Origin of the sequence: Pseudomonas beijingensis (assembly GCF_030687295.1) — a bacterium.
GTDB lineage: Bacteria > Pseudomonadota > Gammaproteobacteria > Pseudomonadales > Pseudomonadaceae > Aquipseudomonas > Aquipseudomonas beijingensis.
Genome location: NZ_CP117425.1, coordinates 2,743,007 through 2,762,057 on the forward strand (window position 1 = coordinate 2,743,007; position 19,051 = coordinate 2,762,057).

The following is a 19,051-nucleotide window of genomic DNA, read 5'->3' on the forward strand; positions in this document are numbered from 1 at the left end:
AGGAATGAATATGCAAAGCAATGTCCCAACAGGATCGACTGCGCCGTTGAGTGAACGGTTTACACTGGTGCTGCTCGCCCACGACCAGTCGACGGCCCTGCGGCGGGCGTTGCGCCACTACCGCGAAAATGCATTTGCCGTGCTGGTGATCGACTCATCGAGCCAGATCGACGCTGATATCTCGGCAGCGTTCCCGGGTGTGCAATACCTGCATGCGCCCACGGCTGTTGGTTTCGGCGACAAGGTTCGCCAAGCCGTTGAGCGAGTCGCCACGCCTTACCTGGCGGTTGCCGATGCCGAGAGTTTCCTGCTGCCCCAAGCGCTCGAACAAGCGTTGAGTTTCCTCGAAGCACACGCCGAATACGGTGCCTGCCAAGGCTACAACCTGGCGTTCGAGGCCCATGCCGACCGTGTCGACTATTACTTGTTCGACCGCAAGGGTTGTGAAGATTATTCCGGCTTATCGGCCGAAGCACGGCTGGCCGTGTTTGCCGAGGATTGCCCGTCATTGGTCAGTGCCCTCACGCGCACTGAAACCCTGCGGCGCAGTTACGCTTCGTTACCTGCCGGTTTTGAGTCGCGGTTGCAGGAGGCCGGCCATTGCTTTGGGTTGGTGACGGATGCAAAGGTCCGCTTGCTGAACATTCCTTATGGTGTACACGAGCGCAGCCGCGTGGCGAAGCCACGGAGCCCGGTTGGCATGGCGCCTGGTACCGAGGACTTGCGAGCAGTCGCTGAACAGGAGCGCATGGGCACGTTGTTGGCCGGCGCCTTTGGCACGGATGCTTCGTCACGGGAACATGTCCGGGCCATACTCAAGAAGCTGGTCGAACGTTCGGTGCCGCAGGCTGGAAAACTGTTCGAGTCGACCTGGGATTCGCGGCGTGGCGAACCGGTTCGACGTTTCGAGCCGACGCAATACGTTGAGTTGCCCTTTTACAACCAGGCTTTTTTCGACGTGCTCACTTCGCTGGAATTCCTGCTGCATGCGGCGCCAAGCGGGCAGGTGCAGTTGAAGGAGCTGGAAGCTGTCATGCTCAAGCAGAAGGAGCTATCTCGCTCCCAGCGCAACACCGACGCCGTGCCGCTCGATGAACAGCTGGCGAGGGCTTTCCTGAGCTATGCCTTCAACCAGGATCTGGTGAAGCAACTGCATGAGGTCATGCAGGCCAAGGGTGACACGCGCTACGTGCAAATGATCCAGGCCTGGGAACAACGGCTCAAGGCGGCGGCGTTTGAAAATACCGCGAGGTTGTTCGACGCCACGCCCTCCGGTCGATTGCTGCGCTGGCTCGAGGCGCGTGAACCGAGCGTCTGTGAAGTCCAGAAAGTGTCCAAATACCTGGCTGCTCGCAACGGAGGGCCGACGTTTGGCATTTTGATCCTGGATCTGGACGCCGATATCTTCAAGATGCAGGCAACCTTCGACAGCGTGATCAATGGCTATTGCCGGGCGTTCAAGATCGTTGTGTTCACCACCGGCGACCTGCCAGCCGAGACCACACCGCAGAGCGTCCTGCACTTCGTCAAAGTCAACGAAAGCAATTACGTCGACAAAATCAATCAGGTTGTCAGCCAGAGCGATTGCGATTGGATGGTCATGGCCGAGGCCGGTGATGAATTGACGCCAAGCGGTTTGTTCCGTGCGGGTGTGGAATTGCTGGCCGCGCCACAATGCCAGGCCGTGGCAATGGACGAGTTCCAGCGCCAGCCCGACGGGACGCTGGCCGATGTCTTCCGGCCAGGGTTCAACCTTGACTTGCTGCAAAGCGTCCCGGCCTTGATGGCCCGTCACTGGCTGATACGCCGCGAGACACTGGTGAAACTTGGCGGTTACTCGCGCGAGTTCAAGCATGCGATGGAGTTCGACCTGCTGTTGCGTCTGATCGAGCAGGACGGTCTGCAGGGGCTTGCCCACCTGGATGAGCCTCTGCTGACGTGCCAGGCGCCGCCGGTGCAAGACAATGCCGATGAGCGCAAGACCTTGCTGCGTCACCTGGCGGTTCGTGGTTATCAAGCTGACGTGAGCGCGCTCGTGCCAGGTACGCACAAAATCGACTACCGCTTCGCCGAGCGCCCCCTGGTGTCGATCATCGTCCATGGCATTGGCGATCTGACGACGCTACAACGTTGCCTGCTCAGCGTACTGCAGCGCACCCGATATCAGCGCTACGAAGTGCTGGTTCCCACCGAGGCTGCAAACCATTCCGTACTGCGCACCTGGCTCGACGGCCAGGGGCACCAGGCCAGTCGCGTTCGGTTGTTGGATATCGAGCCGGGCGTCGCGACGGGCTCCTGGATCAACGCTGCCAGCCAGGAGGCCAAGGGCGAGTATCTGGTTACCCTGGCGGGCGACAGTGAAGTGGTCAACGTCAACTGGATCGAGTCGTTGCTCAATCAAGCCTTGCGTCCGGAAGTCGGTGTGGTCGGCGTCAAGCTGGTCGAGCGCGATGGACGTATCACCCAGGCTGGTCTGATCCTGGGCTTGAAGGATGAAGTCGGCTCGCCCTTCATCGGCGAGCCGAAGACCGCCAGGGGCTACATGAACCGGCTGGTCGTCGAGCAGAATTGCTCGGCGGTGTCTTTTGCCTGCTTGATGATTTCCAAGCAGTTGTTCAACGCTGCTGACGGCATAGACAGCGATTTGTTCGACGATGCCTTGGGTGACGTGGACCTTTGCCTCAGGGTCGGCCAGGCCGGGTACCTGACGGTATGGACGCCGCATGTGCAGGTGATTCAGTCCGGCGAGCTGGCCAGTACGCCAGAGGCGCTTACGGCGCTACGAGGGAAGTGGGCCGGGGCGTTCGCCCAGGATCGCTTCTACAACGGGAACCTGGCGTTGCAAGGCGCCGGTTTCACCCTGGGGCCGGTGCGCAACGTACCCTGGACCGAGTTGCTGAACGAACCTGCTGTATAACCCCGCAGATGAGACCGTGGCGAGGGAGCTTGCTCCCGTCGGGCTGCGCAGCAGCCCCTATTGTGAGCGCTTTGCATTGGAGCCAGTCCGGTCAAGCGGGAGCAAGCTCCCTCGCCACAATGAATCACGCTGGCCTTAAGTGAACGGCATTGCGCCTTCTGCGGCTTCCACCGGGTATGGCAGGTAAAACCTGCCGGTGCTCGTGCCGAATTGCACTGCCATCCTGAATATTCCTAGCCCGTCTCCAATGCCGTCTCGGGAAATGACACGGCTTCGTTTGTCATGAAAAAATGCCCCTCCAAGACAAAACGGCGTGACGCATAGGTCATAAAGTGCATCTTCACTGTATTGTATTCCCCGGAGTGGAGGCCCGTCCGTTCGCCTGACAAGGCGTCCGCCCTTGGAAATCAACCATTTTTGAAGCGCCCCTGAGCTTTTGGGGGTGAACCTAGTCGCAGTACATGATCGGGAAGCCATGATGATTGGCATAAAAAGCATAGCGAGTTATGTGCCGACCGCTGGTGTGGATAACTACGCTCAGGGTGCCAAATTCGAGAAGGATGAAGAATTCATCCTTGGCAAGATTGGTTCGGCGTTCCTGCCGCGCAAAGACGCTGACCAGGAAACTTCGGACCTGTGTGTCGAAGCAGTGAATGCATTGTTCGCCAACAACCCGCAGCTTTCGCGCGAATCCATCGACGCGCTGATCGTTGTCACCCAGAACGGTGATGAAGAAGGGCTGCCGCATACCGCCGCCATCGTGCAGGACAAACTCGGGTTGCCGACCCATGTGGCGGCGTTCGATATATCGCTGGGCTGCTCGGGCTACGTTTACGGCATTTATGCCCTGAAAGGCTTCATGGAGGCCGCAGGGTTGAAGAACGGGCTTCTGGTGACCGCCGACCCGTATTCGAAGATCGTCGACCCTGAAGACCGCAACACCACCATGTTGTTTGGCGATGCCGCCACCGCCACGTGGATGGCCGAGGGCGCCAGCTGGCAGTTGGGCAAGGCCAAGTTCGGCACCGATGGTTCCGGCGCGCCACATCTGAAGGTCAGCGACGGTGTGTTTTTCATGAACGGTCGCCAGGTGTTCAACTTTGCCTTGCTGAAAGTACCGGCTCATTTGCATGAACTGCTGAATGAATCCTCATTGCAAGCCAGTGACATCGACGCATTCTGCATCCACCAGGGCAGCGCGGCGATTGTCGATGCCGTGGCGCGGCGTTTCGAGGGTGAGCCTGAGAAATTCATCAAGGACATGGTCGAGACCGGCAATACCGTGTCGTCGAGCATTCCGCTGCTGCTGGAAAAGCACGTCCTGGATGCTGACTGGAAGCGCGTGGCGATCAGCGGTTTTGGTGTGGGTCTGTCGTGGGGCTCGGCGATTTTGTATCGCGACTGATCGAATCACGTTCTTCCCAATAGCGCTTCAGGCTGGCCTGTGGCGCTATTTTTTTGCCTGCGACGTTCTCCTGCGGTTTCTTGACGCCATTTTTCGGGCTTTGGTTCGCGGCTAAACCCTTGTTTTGCAAGGGGTGGCAGTCTGCTAGCAAATATTTTGAAAAAAGCCCTCAAGCAAGTTCCTAATCCGACGATAACTATTACGAAGGTTCTCTAGGCCACACCCCGGCGGTTGCCAAGGGCCGGAAGCCGCAGTACCCAACCAACGAGGAATTCGTCATGGCTTTAACAGTAAACACCAACACCACTTCGCTGAACGTTCAGAAGAACCTCAACCGTGCTTCCGACGCTCTCTCTACTTCGATGACCCGCCTGTCTTCCGGCCTGAAAATCAACAGCGCCAAAGACGACGCCGCCGGCCTGCAGATCGCTACTCGTATGACCTCGCAAATCCGCGGTCAGACCATGGCGATCAAGAACGCCAACGACGGTATCTCCATGGCGCAGACCGCTGAAGGCGCGATGCAGGAGCAGACCAACATTCTGCAACGTATGCGTGAACTGGCCATCCAGGCCCGTAACGACAGCAACAGCGCAGATGACCGTGTCGCTCTGAACAAAGAGTTCTCGCAGATGAGCGACGAACTGACCCGTATCGCCAACAGCACCAACCTGAACGGCAAGAACCTGCTCGACGGTACCGCCAGCACCATGACCTTCCAGGTCGGTTCGAACACCGGTGCTGACAACCAGATCTCTCTGACTTTGAGCGCCAGCTTCGACGCTGCAAGCCTGGGTGTTGACTCGGCAATCACTATCGTTGGTTCCGACAGCGCTGTTGCTGAAACCAACTTCTCGGCCGCCATGGACGCAATCACCAGCGCGATCGACACCATCAACAGTGCCCGTGCCGACCTCGGTGCTGCACAAAACCGTTTCGCCAGCACCATCTCCAACCTGCAGAACATCAACGAAAACGCCAGTGCTGCACTGGGTCGCGTACAAGATACCGACTTCGCTGCTGAAACTGCACAACTGACCAAGCAGCAGACTCTGCAGCAAGCGTCTACTTCGGTTCTGGCCCAGGCCAACCAACTGCCATCTGCTGTACTGAAGCTGCTTCAGTAATAGCCGGATGAGTTTTAGCGGGGGAGTGCGCTTGCGTGCTCTCTCGCTTTTTCCGTTCAAGAGGTGATGGACATGGATATGAGCGTGAAGCTGAACTTGTCTTATCCAGCGGCGAAGCCGGCACCCACGGTGGTCGACAAGCCCGTGGAGAAGCCTCCAGCCGAAGCCACTACCGTGGCACCGGTTAAAGAAGTTCCTAAAGACGCAGCTGCCGAGCAGGACAAACTCAAGAAGGCCGTTCAGGAAATCGAGAAGTTCGTCCAGTCGGTCAAGCGCAACCTGGAGTTCTCTATTGACGAGCCTTCAGGCAAAGTAGTGGTCAAAGTGATTGCCAGTGGTTCCGGTGAAGTGATTCGCCAGATCCCGAACGAAGAAGTTCTGAAACTGGCCAACAGTTTGAATGATGCAAACAGCTTGTTGTTCAGCGCCGAAGCCTGACAACTGGCACGAATTTTGTTGTTATGTTCTTTTGGGCGTTGTAAAGGCCAAAAGGCCGGCGACACACTGAAGGGAGTCCCACATGGCAAGTCCAATTCTACCTGGCTTGGGTCTAGGCTCCGGCCTTGATACCGGTGCAATCGTCAAGGCACTGGTCGATTCCGACAAGGCTGCCAAGCAAGGTCAGATCACCCGAGCGACGACGACGACTACCAACAGTATCTCCGGGGTCGGAACCCTGAAGTCGTTGTTGGCAGCCTTCAATACCGCCATGAAGGACTTGGCCAGCACAACGACCCCGCAATTCTCGGGTTTTGCTGCGACATCTTCAGCGCCCGGCGTTCTCACGGCTACCGCCAGCAACTCGGCGGTGAATGGCACTTACGCGATCAAAGTCACCAACCTGGCCACTGCGTCCAAGGTCACTTCGGCGGCCTTCGCTGGTGGTACGACCAGTGCCATCCCATCGGGTACGATGACCATCTCGCAGAAGGGGGTCAACTACAACCTCAATGTGCCGGATGGTTCCACCTTGCAATCGGTTCGTGACGCGATCAACGCCGACTCTTCGCTCAAGGCGGCCGGTGTCAGTGCGAACATCATCACCGACTCTTTCGGTTCGCGCCTGGTGCTGGGTTCAACCACGACCGGCGCAGGTTCCGACATCTCGGTGAGCGGCATCGCGGGGCTGGAGATCGATGGCACGAACGTTGTGGGTGCCGACAATACCCCGCTGACGGCCACGTCGGCGGGCGCCATCAGTGCCTTGGCCAAGGATGCCAACTTCACCGTCGACGGCATGGTGCTGACCAGCAAGAGCAATACGGTGAGCACGGCAATTTCCGGGTTGACGTTGAATTTGCTCGGAGTAGCAGATGGCGGCACTTCAACCGTTACCGTGGCGCCGAACAACGATGGCCTGAAAGCCTCGATCCAGAAGTTCGTCGATGCCTATAACGCGATCGCCAATAGCATCACCGCGCTGACCAAGCCATCGCTCGACAGTGATGGGAAGCTGACGGTGCCGGCAAAATTGACCGGTGACGCGTTGCCTCGCTCGCTGCTGGCGACGATTCGAACGCCCTTGTCTGAAACCGGCGCTGGCGACGCGCTGACGTCGCTGGCCCAGTTGGGTGTTACCACCGATCAAAAGACGGGTGCGTTGAACTTCGATGGCGTCAAATTCAGCGCAGCGATGAGCGATAAAAAGCTCAGCGGTGAAGTCCAGACGTTGTTCACGGGCACCAACGGCCTGCTGGAGCGCATGAGCAAGGCGATCGAACCCTTCAGCGAGAGGGGGGGGATCCTCGATCAGCGGACCACGACGCTGACCAGGACCCAGACCCGCCTGAAGAACGATCAGGAGGCTCTGGATCGTCGGGTCGTGACCCTGACCGCTGTGCTGACTAAAAAGTACAACGATATGGACACCTTGGTCGGCAAGTTGAAGGCCACTGCGAGCAACATTACCTCGATGTTCGAGGCAATGACTGCGCAACAGAGAAACAGCTGATTTTTCACCGATGCAAAAAAAGCCCGGCAACGTTTTGACAACGTTCCGGGCTTTCGGCTTTCCGACCTAAAGTTTTTTGACGCGGCGTCGATACGCTGTTTATACGAACCGAAGATTTTTTGATGAGGTAGAACATGAATCCGATGTTGGCCCTTCGCCAATACCAGAAGATTGGCGCCCAGGCGCAAACCTCCGAAGCCAGTCCCCATCGTCTTGTGCAGATGCTCATGGAAGGCGGGCTGGACCGTATCGCCCAGGCCAAGGGCGCGCTGGAGCGCAAGGATATTGCAAACAGAGGCATTCTGATCAGCAAGGCCATCGGCATCGTCGGTGGTTTGCGTGAAGGCCTGGATCTGGAAAACCAGGCCGAGTCGGTCGCTGAATTGGATGCTCTCTACGCTTACATGATGAAACGTCTGGCCGAAGCCAACGTCAAGGCCGATCCGAAGATCCTCGACGAAGTCGCCGATCTGCTTCGCACGGTCAAGGAAGGCTGGGATGCCATTGCCGTGCCTGGTCCGCAATTTTAAGGAGTGCTCTCATGAGTCTTGTCCTGCAGCGAATCGAACAAACCCGTGATGCCTTGGTTGATGCCCTGGCCGAGCGAAACTGGGAGGCGATCGGTCAGTTGGATCTGGCTTGCCGTTCCTGCATGGAAGACGTGCTGAGCGAGTCTCAGGTGGACGAGGCGGCGTTGCGGATTAATCTTGAGGAATTGCTGGGGGTGTATCGGCAATTGCTGGAGGCGGCGACAGGAGAGCGACAGGCGATCGTCGACGAGATGCAACAGATCCATCAAGCACAGAACGCTGCAAAGGTTTACCATCTGTTCGGTTAATGCTCAGTTAATCCGAGCCCGTTGCGCCATAAATTTGACTGTGCACGGTTTTTTGACTTAACTAGTAGCTGTTTACAGATTTAAGGCGTCTACAGGCATGACAAGTCTGCAAGCGTCTAGCTTGCCCCCTATTTCGGGCATTGGGTTGACTAGGGAAGTTGCTATTGCATGTGGCGTGAAACCAAAATTCTCCTGATCGATGACGATAGCGTCCGCCGCCGCGACCTGGCGGTGATCCTGAATTTTCTTGGCGAAGAAAATTTACCCTGCGGAAGCCATGATTGGCAGCAGGCTGTCGGCTCATTGTCGTCCAGTCGTGAAGTCATCTGTGTCCTTATCGGGACCGTAAATGCTCCCGCAACGCTTTTGGGCTTGCTAAAGACACTCTCAACCTGGGATGAGTTCCTTCCGGTTTTGTTAATGGGCGAAAATTCTTCCCTTGACTTGCCTGAAGACCAGCGCCGCCGAGTACTTTCCACGCTCGAAATGCCGCCCAGCTACAGCAAGCTGCTCGATTCGCTGCACCGCGCGCAGGTTTATCGCGAGATGTACGATCAGGCCCGCGAGCGCGGCAGGCATCGCGAGCCCAACCTGTTCCGCAGTCTCGTCGGCACCAGCCGGGCGATCCAGCACGTGCGCCAGATGATGCAGCAGGTCGCCGATACCGACGCCAGCGTGCTGATCCTGGGCGAGTCAGGCACCGGCAAGGAAGTGGTCGCGCGCAACCTGCATTACCACTCCAAGCGCCGCGAAGCGCCGTTCGTGCCGGTCAACTGCGGCGCGATCCCGGCCGAGTTGCTGGAAAGCGAACTGTTTGGCCATGAGAAGGGCGCCTTCACCGGCGCGATCACCAGCCGCGCCGGGCGTTTCGAGCTGGCCAACGGCGGTACGCTGTTTCTCGACGAGATCGGCGACATGCCGCTGCCGATGCAGGTCAAGCTGTTGCGGGTCCTGCAGGAGCGCACCTTCGAGCGCGTGGGCAGCAACAAGACCCAAAGCGTCGATGTGCGCATCATTGCCGCCACGCACAAGAATCTCGAGAGCATGATCGAGGTCGGCAGTTTCCGCGAAGACCTCTATTACCGCCTCAATGTTTTCCCGATCGAAATGGCGCCACTGCGTGAGCGTGTCGAAGACATCCCGCTGCTGATGAACGAGCTGATCTCGCGCATGGAGCACGAAAAGCGCGGTTCGATCCGCTTCAACTCGGCGGCGATCATGTCCCTGTGCCGCCATGGCTGGCCGGGCAACGTCCGGGAGCTGGCCAACCTGGTGGAGCGCATGGCGATCATGCACCCGTACGGCGTGATCGGCGTTAACGAGCTGCCGAAGAAATTCCGCTACGTCGACGACGAAGACGAGCAAATGGTCGACAGCCTGCGCAGCGACCTGGAGGAGCGGGTGGCAATCAACGGCCACACGCCGGACTTCACTGCCAATGCCTTGTTGCCGCCTGAAGGCCTGGACCTCAAGGATTATCTGGGAGGCCTGGAACAAGGGCTGATCCAACAGGCCTTGGACGATGCCAATGGCATCGTGGCCCGCGCGGCAGAGCGCCTGCGCATCCGTCGTACCACCCTGGTGGAGAAGATGCGCAAGTACGGCATGAGCCGTCGCGAAGGAGATGAGCAGGCGGATGATTGACGCCTGTTTTCCAACCGCCTGATTTTCAGGCGGTTTTTTTTCGGCACGGGTATTGCTATAGCCCTCGCAACGTTCCGTTTAACTGACGGTCAGCCAAGCGAGAGAGCACGATGACCCAAGCCGCCCAGATGTCTCCTGTCCCCGAAGCGGGACACATGCCGTCCGCCGAACAGGCAAGCCGGCTTGGACTTGAGCAGGCATTTTCGCTGTTCAGCCAGATGTCCAGCCAACTGACTGATTCCTACAGCCTGCTCGAAGCCCGGGTCACCGAACTCAAGGGCGAGTTGGCCGTGGTCAGCGCCCAGCGTATGCAGGAGCTGGCGGAAAAGGAACGCCTGGCTAATCGCCTGCAAAATCTTCTCGACCTGTTGCCCGGTGGCGTAATCGTCATCGACGCCCATGGCCGTGTGCGCGAAGCCAACCCGGCGGCCTGTGAGTTGCTCGGCCTGCCATTGGAGGGCGAGCTGTGGCGGCACGTCATCGCCCGCTGCTTTGCGCCCCGGGAAGACGACGGCCATGAAGTGTCCCTCAAGGACGGTCGGCGCCTGTCCATCTCGACACGCTCGCTGGATGCCGAGCCTGGGCAGTTGGTACTGCTCAATGACTTGACTGAAACCCGTCACCTGCAAGACCAGTTGGCTCGCCACGAGCGCCTGTCTTCCCTGGGGCGGATGGTGGCCTCGCTGGCCCACCAGATTCGCACGCCGCTTTCCGCCGCGCTGCTCTATGCCAGTCATCTGACCGAGCAGCAATTGCCGATGGAAACCCAGCAACGTTTCGCCGGACGCTTGAAAGAGCGCCTGCACGAACTGGAGCACCAGGTGCGCGACATGCTGGTGTTCGCGCGCGGCGAGCTGCCGTTGACCGACCGTGTCAGTCCCAAGGCCTTGCTGCAATCGCTGCAGGCCGCGGCGTTGACCCATGTGCAGGGATTGCCGATCCGCTGGCAGTGCGACAGCCACGTCGGTGAAGTGTTGTGCAACCGCGACACCTTGGTGGGCGCGGTGTTGAACCTCATCGAAAACGCGATCCAGGCCGGCGGCGGCGACGTCCGGCTGAAAGTGCACTTGTACACACGCAACAACACCTTGCGCCTGTCGGTCAGCGACAACGGCAGCGGTATCGAACCGGCCGTGCTGGCGCGCCTGGGCGAGCCGTTCTTTACCACCAAGACCACCGGCACGGGCCTGGGCCTGACCGTGGTCAAGGCCGTGGCCCGTGCCCACCAGGGAGAATTGCAATTGCGCTCGCGGCTGGGCCGTGGCACCTGCGCAACGGTGTGCTTGCCGTTGTTTTCCAGCGCGCCAGGGGTGGAGTGAAAGTAATGGCGATCAAGGTGTTGCTGGTTGAGGATGATCGGGCCCTGCGCGAGGCGCTGGCCGATACGCTGGTGTTGGCCGGGCACGATTACGTCGCCGTCGGTTCGGCGGAAGAAGCGCTGGTGGCGGTGGGCCGGGAAGCGTTCAACCTGGTGGTCAGTGACGTCAACATGCCGGGCATGGACGGCCATCAATTGCTCGGCCTGTTGCGTGCCCGCCAGCCGCAACTGCCGGTCTTGCTGATGACCGCCCACGGCGCCGTCGAGCGAGCGGTGGACGCCATGCGCCAGGGCGCTGCGGATTACCTGGTCAAGCCGTTCGAGCCCAAAGCACTGCTGGACCTGGTCGCGCGTCATGCCTTGGGCAGTCTCGCGGTCGAGGGCGAAGGCCCGGTGGCTATCGAGCCGGCCAGTGCGCAACTGCTGGAATTGGCCGCACGGGTTGCTCGCAGTGATTCAACTGTGTTGATTTCCGGCGAGTCCGGAACGGGCAAGGAAGTGCTGGCCCGCTACATCCATCAACAATCCCGGCGTGCCGGGGAGCCGTTCATTGCCATCAATTGCGCGGCGATTCCCGACAACATGCTCGAGGCGACACTGTTCGGCCACGAAAAGGGTTCGTTCACCGGCGCCATCGCGGCCCAGGCCGGCAAGTTCGAGCAGGCCGACGGTGGCACGATCCTGCTCGATGAAATTTCCGAAATGCCTTTGGGCCTGCAGGCCAAGCTGTTGCGGGTATTGCAGGAGCGGGAAGTGGAGCGGGTCGGTGCGCGCAAGCCCATCAGCCTGGACATTCGCGTGGTGGCGACCACCAACCGCGACCTGGCCGGCGAGGTGGCGGCGGGGCGTTTCCGTGAAGACCTCTATTACCGTCTGTCGGTATTCCCGCTGGCCTGGCGTCCGTTGCGAGAGCGCACCGCCGATATCCTGCCGCTGGCCGAACGCCTGCTGAACAAACACGTCAATAAAATGAAGCACGCGGCGGCCCGGCTTTCAGCCGAGGCCCGGGCCTGTCTGGTTGCCTACCCGTGGCCGGGCAATGTCCGAGAGCTGGATAACGCCATTCAGCGGGCCTTGATCCTGCAGCAGGGCGGCTTGATCCAGCCGGAGGATTTCTGCCTGGCCGGCCCGGTGGCCTGCGCGCCATTGCCCGCGTTGGCACCGGCACCGACCGCAACCCCCGCACTGCCGACGGACGTCGGGGGCGAGTCGGCCGGCGCCTTGGGCGATGACCTGCGGCGCCGCGAGTTCCAGATGATCATCGACACCCTGCGCGCCGAACGCGGTCGTCGCAAGGAGGCGGCCGAACGCCTGGGGATCAGCCCGCGCACCCTGCGCTACAAGTTGGCGCAAATGCGCGACGCTGGCATGGATGTCGAGGCCTATCTGTTCGCCAGTTGAAGCAGCACCAAAACCCCTGTGGGAGCGAGCTTGCTCGCGATAGCGGTCGATCAGTCGCATTGATGTCGGATGTGACTGAGTCATCGCGAGCAAGCTCGCTCCCACATGATGGGTTGGTGCGCGCAATTGTTTTCTGTCGCCATGGAGCTGGCACCCTTGTTGCTAATACCTGAATACCCGCTGAGTAAGTGTCAAAAAAATGCGGGCCGCCAGAGAGAGTAGACCATGAGCCAAGGTATTGAATTTAATCGGTTGATGTTGGACATGCGGGCCATGCAAATGGACGCCATGGCCCAGCCTAAATCGGTCGCGGTCCCCCAGGTGGGTGGCAGCAGCTTTTCCGACATGCTCGGTCAGGCCGTCAATAAAGTGAACGATACCCAGCAGGCGTCTAACCAGTTGGCCAGTGCTTTCGAGATTGGCAAAAGTGGCGTCGACCTGACGGATGTAATGATCTCCTCGCAGAAAGCCAGTGTCTCGTTTCAGGCGTTGACCCAGGTTCGCAACAAGCTGGTTCAAGCCTACCAAGACATCATGCAGATGCCGGTTTAAGGAAATTATTGAGTCATGGCAGAAGCAGCCGTTGATAACGTTCCAGCCAAGGCCACTCCGGTAGACGGCAAACCGCCGTTGTTCGGCCTGTCCTTCCTGGAAAATCTCTCCGAGATGACCATGCTGCGTCAGGTCGGCCTGTTGGTCGGTCTGGCTGCCAGCGTGGCGATTGGTTTTGCCGTGGTGCTGTGGTCCCAGCAGCCAGACTACCGTCCGTTGTACGGCAGCCTGGCTGGCATGGACGCCAAGCAAGTCATGGAGACCCTGGCTTCCGCCGACATTCCTTACACCGTCGAACCCAATTCCGGCGCCTTGCTGGTCAAGGCCGATGACGTCGCTCGTGCGCGCCTCAAGCTCGCCGCCGCCGGCGTGACGCCCACCGATGGCAATATCGGTTTCGAGATCCTCGACAAGGACCAGGGCCTGGGCACCAGCCAGTTCATGGAAGCGACCCGTTATCGTCGCGGCCTGGAAGGTGAGCTGGCGCGGACCATTTCCAGCCTGAACAACGTCAAGGGCGCCCGTGTGCACCTGGCGATTCCGAAAAGTTCGGTGTTCGTGCGCGATGAGCGCAAGCCCAGTGCTTCGGTATTGGTCGAGCTGTATTCGGGCCGCTCCCTGGAGCCAGGCCAGGTCGTGGCCATCGTCAATCTGGTGGCGACCAGCGTGCCCGAGCTGAGCAAGTCGCAGATCACCGTGGTCGACCAGAAAGGCAACCTGCTGTCCGACCAGGCGGAAAACTCCGCACTGACCATGGCCGGCAAGCAGTTCGATTACAGCCGTCGCATGGAAGGCATGCTGACCCAGCGGGTGCACAACATCCTGCAACCGATCCTGGGTAATGATCGCTATAAAGCCGAAGTCTCGGCCGATGTCGACTTCAGCGCTGTCGAGTCCACTTCCGAGCAGTTCAACCCGGACCAACCGGCGCTGCGCAGCGAACAGTCGGTGACTGAGCAGCGTACCGCCAGCAATGGCCCCCAAGGCGTACCGGGAGCCCTGAGCAACCAGCCGCCTTCGCCGGCCAGCGCACCGCAAACCACCGGTGGCGCCACGGCAGCCGCCGGCATGGTGCAGCCAGGCCAGCCGCTGATTGATGCCAACGGCCAGCAGATCATGGACCCGGCCACTGGCCAGCCGATGTTGGCGCCGTACCCGGCCGACAAGCGTCAGCAGTCGACCAAGAACTTCGAGCTCGACCGTTCCATCAGCCACACCAAGCAACAGCAGGGCCGTTTGAATCGCCTGTCGGTCGCGGTGGTGGTGGACGATCAGGTCAAGGTCAACCCGGCCAACGGCGAAACCAGCCGTGCGCCCTGGAGCGCCGACGAATTGGCGCGCTTCACTCGCCTGGTGCAGGACGCCGTCGGTTTCGACGCCAGCCGCGGCGACAGCGTCAGCGTGATCAACGTGCCGTTCTCCCTGGAGCGCGGTGAAGTGGTCGCCGATATTCCGTTTTATTCGCAACCCTGGTTCTGGGATGTGGTCAAGCAAGTACTGGGTGTGCTGTTTATCCTGGTACTGGTGTTTGGCGTGCTGCGTCCGGTGCTCAACAACATCACCGGTGGCGGCAAGAACAAGCAGTTGGCAGGTTTCGGTGATGTCGAGCTGGGCGGCATGGGCGGCCTGGATGGCGAATTGGCCAACGATCGCGTCAGCCTCGGCGGGCCGCAGAGCATTCTGCTGCCAAGCCCGAGCGAAGGCTATGACGCTCAGTTGAACGCCATCAAGAGTCTGGTGGCAGAAGACCCGGGTCGTGTGGCCCAGGTCGTGAAAGAGTGGATTAACGCAGATGAGTGATAATCGAGCCGCTGTTGCCAAATTGTCGCGGGTCGACAAAGCCGCGATCCTGCTGCTGTCCCTGGGTTCGACCGACGCCGCCCAAGTGCTGCGCCACATGGGGCCCAAGGAGGTCCAGCGCGTGGGCGTGGCCATGGCACAAATGGGCAACGTGCACCGTGAGCAAGTCGAGCAGGTGATGAGCGAGTTCGTCGACATCGTCGGCGATCAGACCAGCCTGGGCGTCGGTTCCGACGACTACGTGCGCAAGATGCTCACCCAGGCCCTGGGCGAGGACAAGGCCAACGGTCTCATCGACCGGATCCTGCTGGGCGGCAATACCAGCGGCCTGGACAGCCTCAAGTGGATGGAGCCACGGGCCGTTGCCGACGTGATCCGTTACGAGCACCCGCAGATCCAGGCGATCGTCGTGGCTTACCTCGACCCGGACCAAGCCGGTGAAGTGCTGGGTAACTTCGACCACAAGGTGCGCCTGGACATCATCCTGCGCGTGTCTTCGCTCAACACCGTGCAGCCGGCGGCCCTGAAAGAATTGAACCAGATTCTCGAGAAGCAGTTCTCGGGCAACTCCAATGCCTCGCGCACCACCCTGGGTGGCATCAAGCGCGCGGCGGACATCATGAACTTCCTCGACAGTTCGATCGAAGGTCAGTTGATGGACTCGATCCGCGAATTCGACGAAGACCTGTCCGGTCAGATCGAAGACCTCATGTTCGTGTTCAACAACCTGTCCGATGTCGACGATCGTGGTATCCAGGCCCTGTTGCGCGAAGTGTCGTCCGACGTGCTGGTACTGGCCCTCAAGGGCTCGGACGAAGGCGTCAAGGAAAAAGATCTTCAAGAACATGTCCAAACGGGCGGCCGAACTGTTGCGCGACGACCTCGAGGCCAAGGGGCCCGGTGCGCGTCAGCGACGTGGAAACCGCACAGAAGGAAATCCTCACCATCGCCCGCCGCATGGCCGAAGCCGGGGAGATCGTTCTCGGTGGCAAGGGCGGCGAAGAGATGATCTAAGGTCGTTATGTCTGCCAAGAGTGATGAAGCACCCAGCGACCTGATCCGCGGCCGAGACGTCGGAGGTTTCGACGTCTGGTCGCTGCCCAGCTTTGACCCCCACGTGCCCGAGCCTGAGCCGGAGCCGGTGGAAGAGCTGCCGGAAATGGAGGAAGTGCCGCTGGAAGAAGTCCAGCCACTGACCCTCGAGGAAGTCGAGAGCATTCGCCAGGAAGCCTATAACGAAGGCTTTGCCGTGGGTGAAAAGGAAGGCTTCCACAGCACCACGCTCAAAGTCCGCCAGGAAGCCGATGTGGCGCTGACGGCCAAGCTCCGTGCGTTGGAATCGCTGATGCTCAACCTGTTCGACCCCATCGCCGAACAGGACACCCAGATCGAGAAAGCCCTGGTGGGCCTGGTGCAACACATCGCCAAACAAGTGATCCAGCGCGAACTGGCCATCGATTCGAGCCAGATCGAACACGTCATGCGTGAAGCGCTCAAGTTATTGCCGTTGGGCGTGGGCAACGTGCGGTTGTACATCAATCCCCAGGACTTCGAACTGGTCAAGGCCCTGCGCGAGCGCCATGAAGAAACCTGGCGCATCGTCGAGGACGCGGCGCTGCTGCCAGGCGGTTGCCGTGTGGAAACCGAACACAGCCGCATCGATGCCACCGTTGAAACCCGTATCAGCCAGATCATGGCCAAGTTGTTCGACCAACTGCACGAACAGGCCCTGCACCCGGCCGCCGCCGACCTGAGCCTGGAGTTGCCGGACGAGCCCCTGGTCGGTGCTGATACCGCGCCGGCCGATGGGGAGGTGGAGGTGCCTGAATTGGACGCTTCTGTACTGGATGCTTCTGCGTTGGACAGCCGCGATGCGCCTTGAGCGAACCAGCTTCGGCAAGCGCCTGGGCAGCTACGCCGAGGCCAGTGAGCTGGCCGGCCAACCGATCCTGGAAGGCCGCCTGCTGCGCATGGTCGGCCTGACCCTCGAAGCCGAGGGCCTGCGTGCCGCCATGGGCAGTCGCTGCATGGTGATCAACGACGACAGCTACCACCCGGTGCAGGTCGAAGCCGAAGTCATGGGCTTCTCCGGCAGCAAGGTCTTCTTGATGCCGGTGGGCAGCGTCGCCGGTATCGCCCCCGGCGCGCGCGTGGTTCCCCTGGCCGATAACGGCCGCCTGCCCATGGGCATGAGCATGCTCGGGCGCGTGCTGGACGGGGCCGGACGGGCCTTGGACGGCAAGGGCGGCATGAAGGCCGAAGATTGGGTGCCGATGGACGGCCCGACGATCAACCCCCTCAAGCGTGACCCCATCAGCGTGCCGCTGGACGTGGGCATCCGTTGCATCAACGGTTTGTTGACGGTCGGTCGCGGCCAGCGCCTGGGCCTGTTTGCCGGTACCGGCGTGGGTAAGAGTGTGCTGCTGGGCATGATGACCCGCTTCACCGAAGCCGACATCATCGTGGTGGGGCTGATCGGTGAACGGGGTCGTGAGGTGAAGGAATTTATCGAGCACATCCTCGGCGAGGAAGGGCTCAAGCGCTCGGTGGTGGTGGCTTCGCCGGCGGACGATGCGCCATTGATGCGTTTACGAGCGGCCATGTATTGCACGCGCATCGCCGAGTATTTCCGCGACAAGGGCAAGAATGTCCTGCTGTTGATGGACTCGCTGACCCGTTTCGCCCAGGCCCAGCGGGAAATCGCCCTGGCCATCGGCGAACCGCCGGCCACCAAGGGTTATCCGCCTTCGGTCTTCGCCAAGTTGCCGAAACTGGTCGAGCGCGCCGGCAATGCGGAAAAGGGCGGCGGTTCGATCACCGCGTTCTATACCGTGCTGTCCGAAGGCGATGACCAGCAAGACCCTATCGCCGACTCGGCCCGGGGGGTACTCGACGGCCACATCGTGCTATCCAGGCGCCTGGCTGAAGAAGGGCATTACCCCGGCCATCGACATCGAGGCGTCCATCAGCCGGGTCATGCCGTCGGTGATCAGTGCTGAACACATGAAGCGGGCCCAGCAGTTCAAACAGTACTGGTCGCGCTACCAGCAAAGCCGTGACCTGATCAGCGTCGGTGCCTATGTGCCCGGCGGTGACCGCGAGACCGACACCGCTATCAGCCTTTACCCGGCCATGGCCGTTTACCTGCGCCAGAGCCTGAACGACAACATCGGCATGGGCGCCAGCGAAGCGCACCTGCAGACTATTTTCGCTCCGGTCTCAGGCACGTAACCGGCCATGGCCACGAGTCGTGCGGCGCGCCTGGCCCCCTGTGGTGGACATGGCGGAAAAGGCCGAGAAGACCGCCGTCCAGCGACTGGCGTATTTTCAGGGGCAAGTGGCCGTTGCCGAGAGCAAGCTGGCGGACCTTGAAAACTTTCGACTTGAATACCAGGAGCAGTGGATTGCCCGCGGCAGCCACGGGGTATCCGGGCAATGGTTGCTGGGTTACCAGGGGTTCCTGGCACAACTGGGCACCGCCATCGACCAGCAGCGCCAGAGCCTGGTCTGGCACCAGAACAATCTGGAGAAAGCTCGCCAGAGCTGGCAAGAGGCGTTTGCGCGGGTTGAAGGGCTGCGCAAACTGGTGCAGCGCTATATCGACGAGGCGCGGCAGCTGGAAGACAAGCGCGAACAGAAACTGCTCGATGAATTGTCCCAGCGCCTGCCGCGGCAGAATCCCTATTGATGCGAAACGAGGATTTTGTCGGATGAGCGATGCAAAACCTTGCTCAGACCTTTACCAGATGCTACACCTTGTACACGTATGTCCATGACAAGGAAGCCGATCATGTCAGTCGTTACCGAAGTATCCCCCGATGGGCATAAGCTGACGATTTCGATCAAAGGTCGATTCGATTTCGGGCGGCATCAGGAGTTTCGTGAGTCCTATGAGCGGCTCAACAAGAAACCTGACTCCATCGTGGTGGATTTGAAAGAAGCCACTTATCTCGACAGTTCCGCCTTGGGCATGCTCTTGCTGTTGCGCGATCATGCCGGTGGCGACGCGTCGGACATCCGGGTCGTCAACAGCAGCTCCGACGTCAAGAAAATCCTTGCGATCTCCAATTTCGACAAGCTGTTCGACATCAGTTGATC

14 protein-coding genes and 3 pseudogenes are annotated in these 19,051 nt (G+C 60.1%); all 17 read left to right on the top strand.

All coding sequences use genetic code 11. The features are described 5' to 3' along the window. Positions 1–10: 10 nt before the first annotated feature. The gene (locus PSH84_RS12440; protein WP_305470234.1) at positions 11–2,917 is read left to right on the top strand and encodes a TIGR00180 family glycosyltransferase; all 2,907 of its coding nucleotides are present in this window, start codon (positions 11–13) and stop codon (positions 2,915–2,917) included. 478 nt (positions 2,918–3,395) lie between these two features. Beyond that, positions 3,396–4,322, top strand: a complete 927-nt coding sequence (locus tag PSH84_RS12445) for a ketoacyl-ACP synthase III (RefSeq protein ID WP_163006878.1) — start codon at positions 3,396–3,398, stop codon at positions 4,320–4,322. A gap of 278 nt (positions 4,323–4,600) precedes the next feature. After that, entirely contained in the window at positions 4,601–5,449 is an 849-nt protein-coding gene (locus PSH84_RS12450) for a flagellin domain-containing protein (protein WP_122569017.1), read from the top strand. A gap of 72 nt (positions 5,450–5,521) precedes the next feature. Beyond that, positions 5,522–5,887, top strand: coding sequence for a flagellar protein FlaG (locus tag PSH84_RS12455; RefSeq protein ID WP_305470237.1), 366 nt, complete (start codon positions 5,522–5,524; stop codon positions 5,885–5,887). Positions 5,888–5,969: 82 nt separating this feature from the next. Next, the gene (fliD, locus tag PSH84_RS12460; RefSeq protein ID WP_305470239.1) at positions 5,970–7,400 is read left to right on the top strand and encodes a flagellar filament capping protein FliD; all 1,431 of its coding nucleotides are present in this window, start codon (positions 5,970–5,972) and stop codon (positions 7,398–7,400) included. Positions 7,401–7,534: 134 nt separating this feature from the next. Then, a complete protein-coding gene (gene fliS / locus PSH84_RS12465; RefSeq protein WP_122569014.1) occupies positions 7,535–7,930 on the top strand; it encodes a flagellar export chaperone FliS in 396 nt (131 codons plus the stop codon). Between the two features lie 11 nt (positions 7,931–7,941). Next, complete coding sequence (locus PSH84_RS12470) at positions 7,942–8,238, top strand: hypothetical protein (RefSeq protein ID WP_014337157.1); 297 nt, start codon at positions 7,942–7,944, stop codon at positions 8,236–8,238. A gap of 168 nt (positions 8,239–8,406) precedes the next feature. Next, complete coding sequence (locus PSH84_RS12475) at positions 8,407–9,882, top strand: sigma-54 dependent transcriptional regulator (RefSeq protein WP_003199076.1); 1,476 nt, start codon at positions 8,407–8,409, stop codon at positions 9,880–9,882. Positions 9,883–9,992: 110 nt separating this feature from the next. Next, a complete protein-coding gene (locus tag PSH84_RS12480; protein ID WP_305470241.1) occupies positions 9,993–11,201 on the top strand; it encodes a sensor histidine kinase in 1,209 nt (402 codons plus the stop codon). Between the two features lie 5 nt (positions 11,202–11,206). After that, positions 11,207–12,601 carry a sigma-54-dependent response regulator transcription factor FleR gene (fleR, locus tag PSH84_RS12485; protein ID WP_305483018.1) on the top strand — a complete coding sequence of 465 codons (1,395 nt, stop codon included), beginning with the start codon at positions 11,207–11,209 and terminating at the stop codon, positions 12,599–12,601. Between the two features lie 225 nt (positions 12,602–12,826). Then, positions 12,827–13,153, top strand: coding sequence for a flagellar hook-basal body complex protein FliE (gene fliE / locus PSH84_RS12490; protein WP_003199082.1), 327 nt, complete (start codon positions 12,827–12,829; stop codon positions 13,151–13,153). 15 nt (positions 13,154–13,168) lie between these two features. Further along, on the top strand, positions 13,169–14,953 hold the full coding sequence (gene fliF / locus PSH84_RS12495) for a flagellar basal-body MS-ring/collar protein FliF (RefSeq protein ID WP_122569010.1): 1,785 nt from the start codon (positions 13,169–13,171) through the stop codon (positions 14,951–14,953). Further along, a pseudogene (gene fliG, locus PSH84_RS12500) lies at positions 14,946–15,967 on the top strand (flagellar motor switch protein FliG). Before fliF ends, fliG begins: the two are co-directional and overlap by 8 nt. 7 nt (positions 15,968–15,974) lie before the next feature. Further along, positions 15,975–16,835: a flagellar assembly protein FliH gene (fliH, locus tag PSH84_RS12505; protein WP_122569009.1), complete on the top strand. Its 861-nt coding sequence runs from the start codon at positions 15,975–15,977 to the stop codon at positions 16,833–16,835. Further along, a pseudogene (gene fliI, locus PSH84_RS12510) lies at positions 16,825–18,184 on the top strand (flagellar protein export ATPase FliI). The gene fliH and the pseudogene fliI overlap by 11 nt, the downstream one beginning before the upstream one ends. A 6-nt stretch (positions 18,185–18,190) precedes the next feature. Then, positions 18,191–18,641: pseudogene (gene fliJ / locus PSH84_RS12515) on the top strand (flagellar export protein FliJ). Between the two features lie 102 nt (positions 18,642–18,743). Further along, on the top strand, positions 18,744–19,049 hold the full coding sequence (locus PSH84_RS12520) for an STAS domain-containing protein (protein WP_058543552.1): 306 nt from the start codon (positions 18,744–18,746) through the stop codon (positions 19,047–19,049). Positions 19,050–19,051 lie beyond the last annotated feature (2 nt).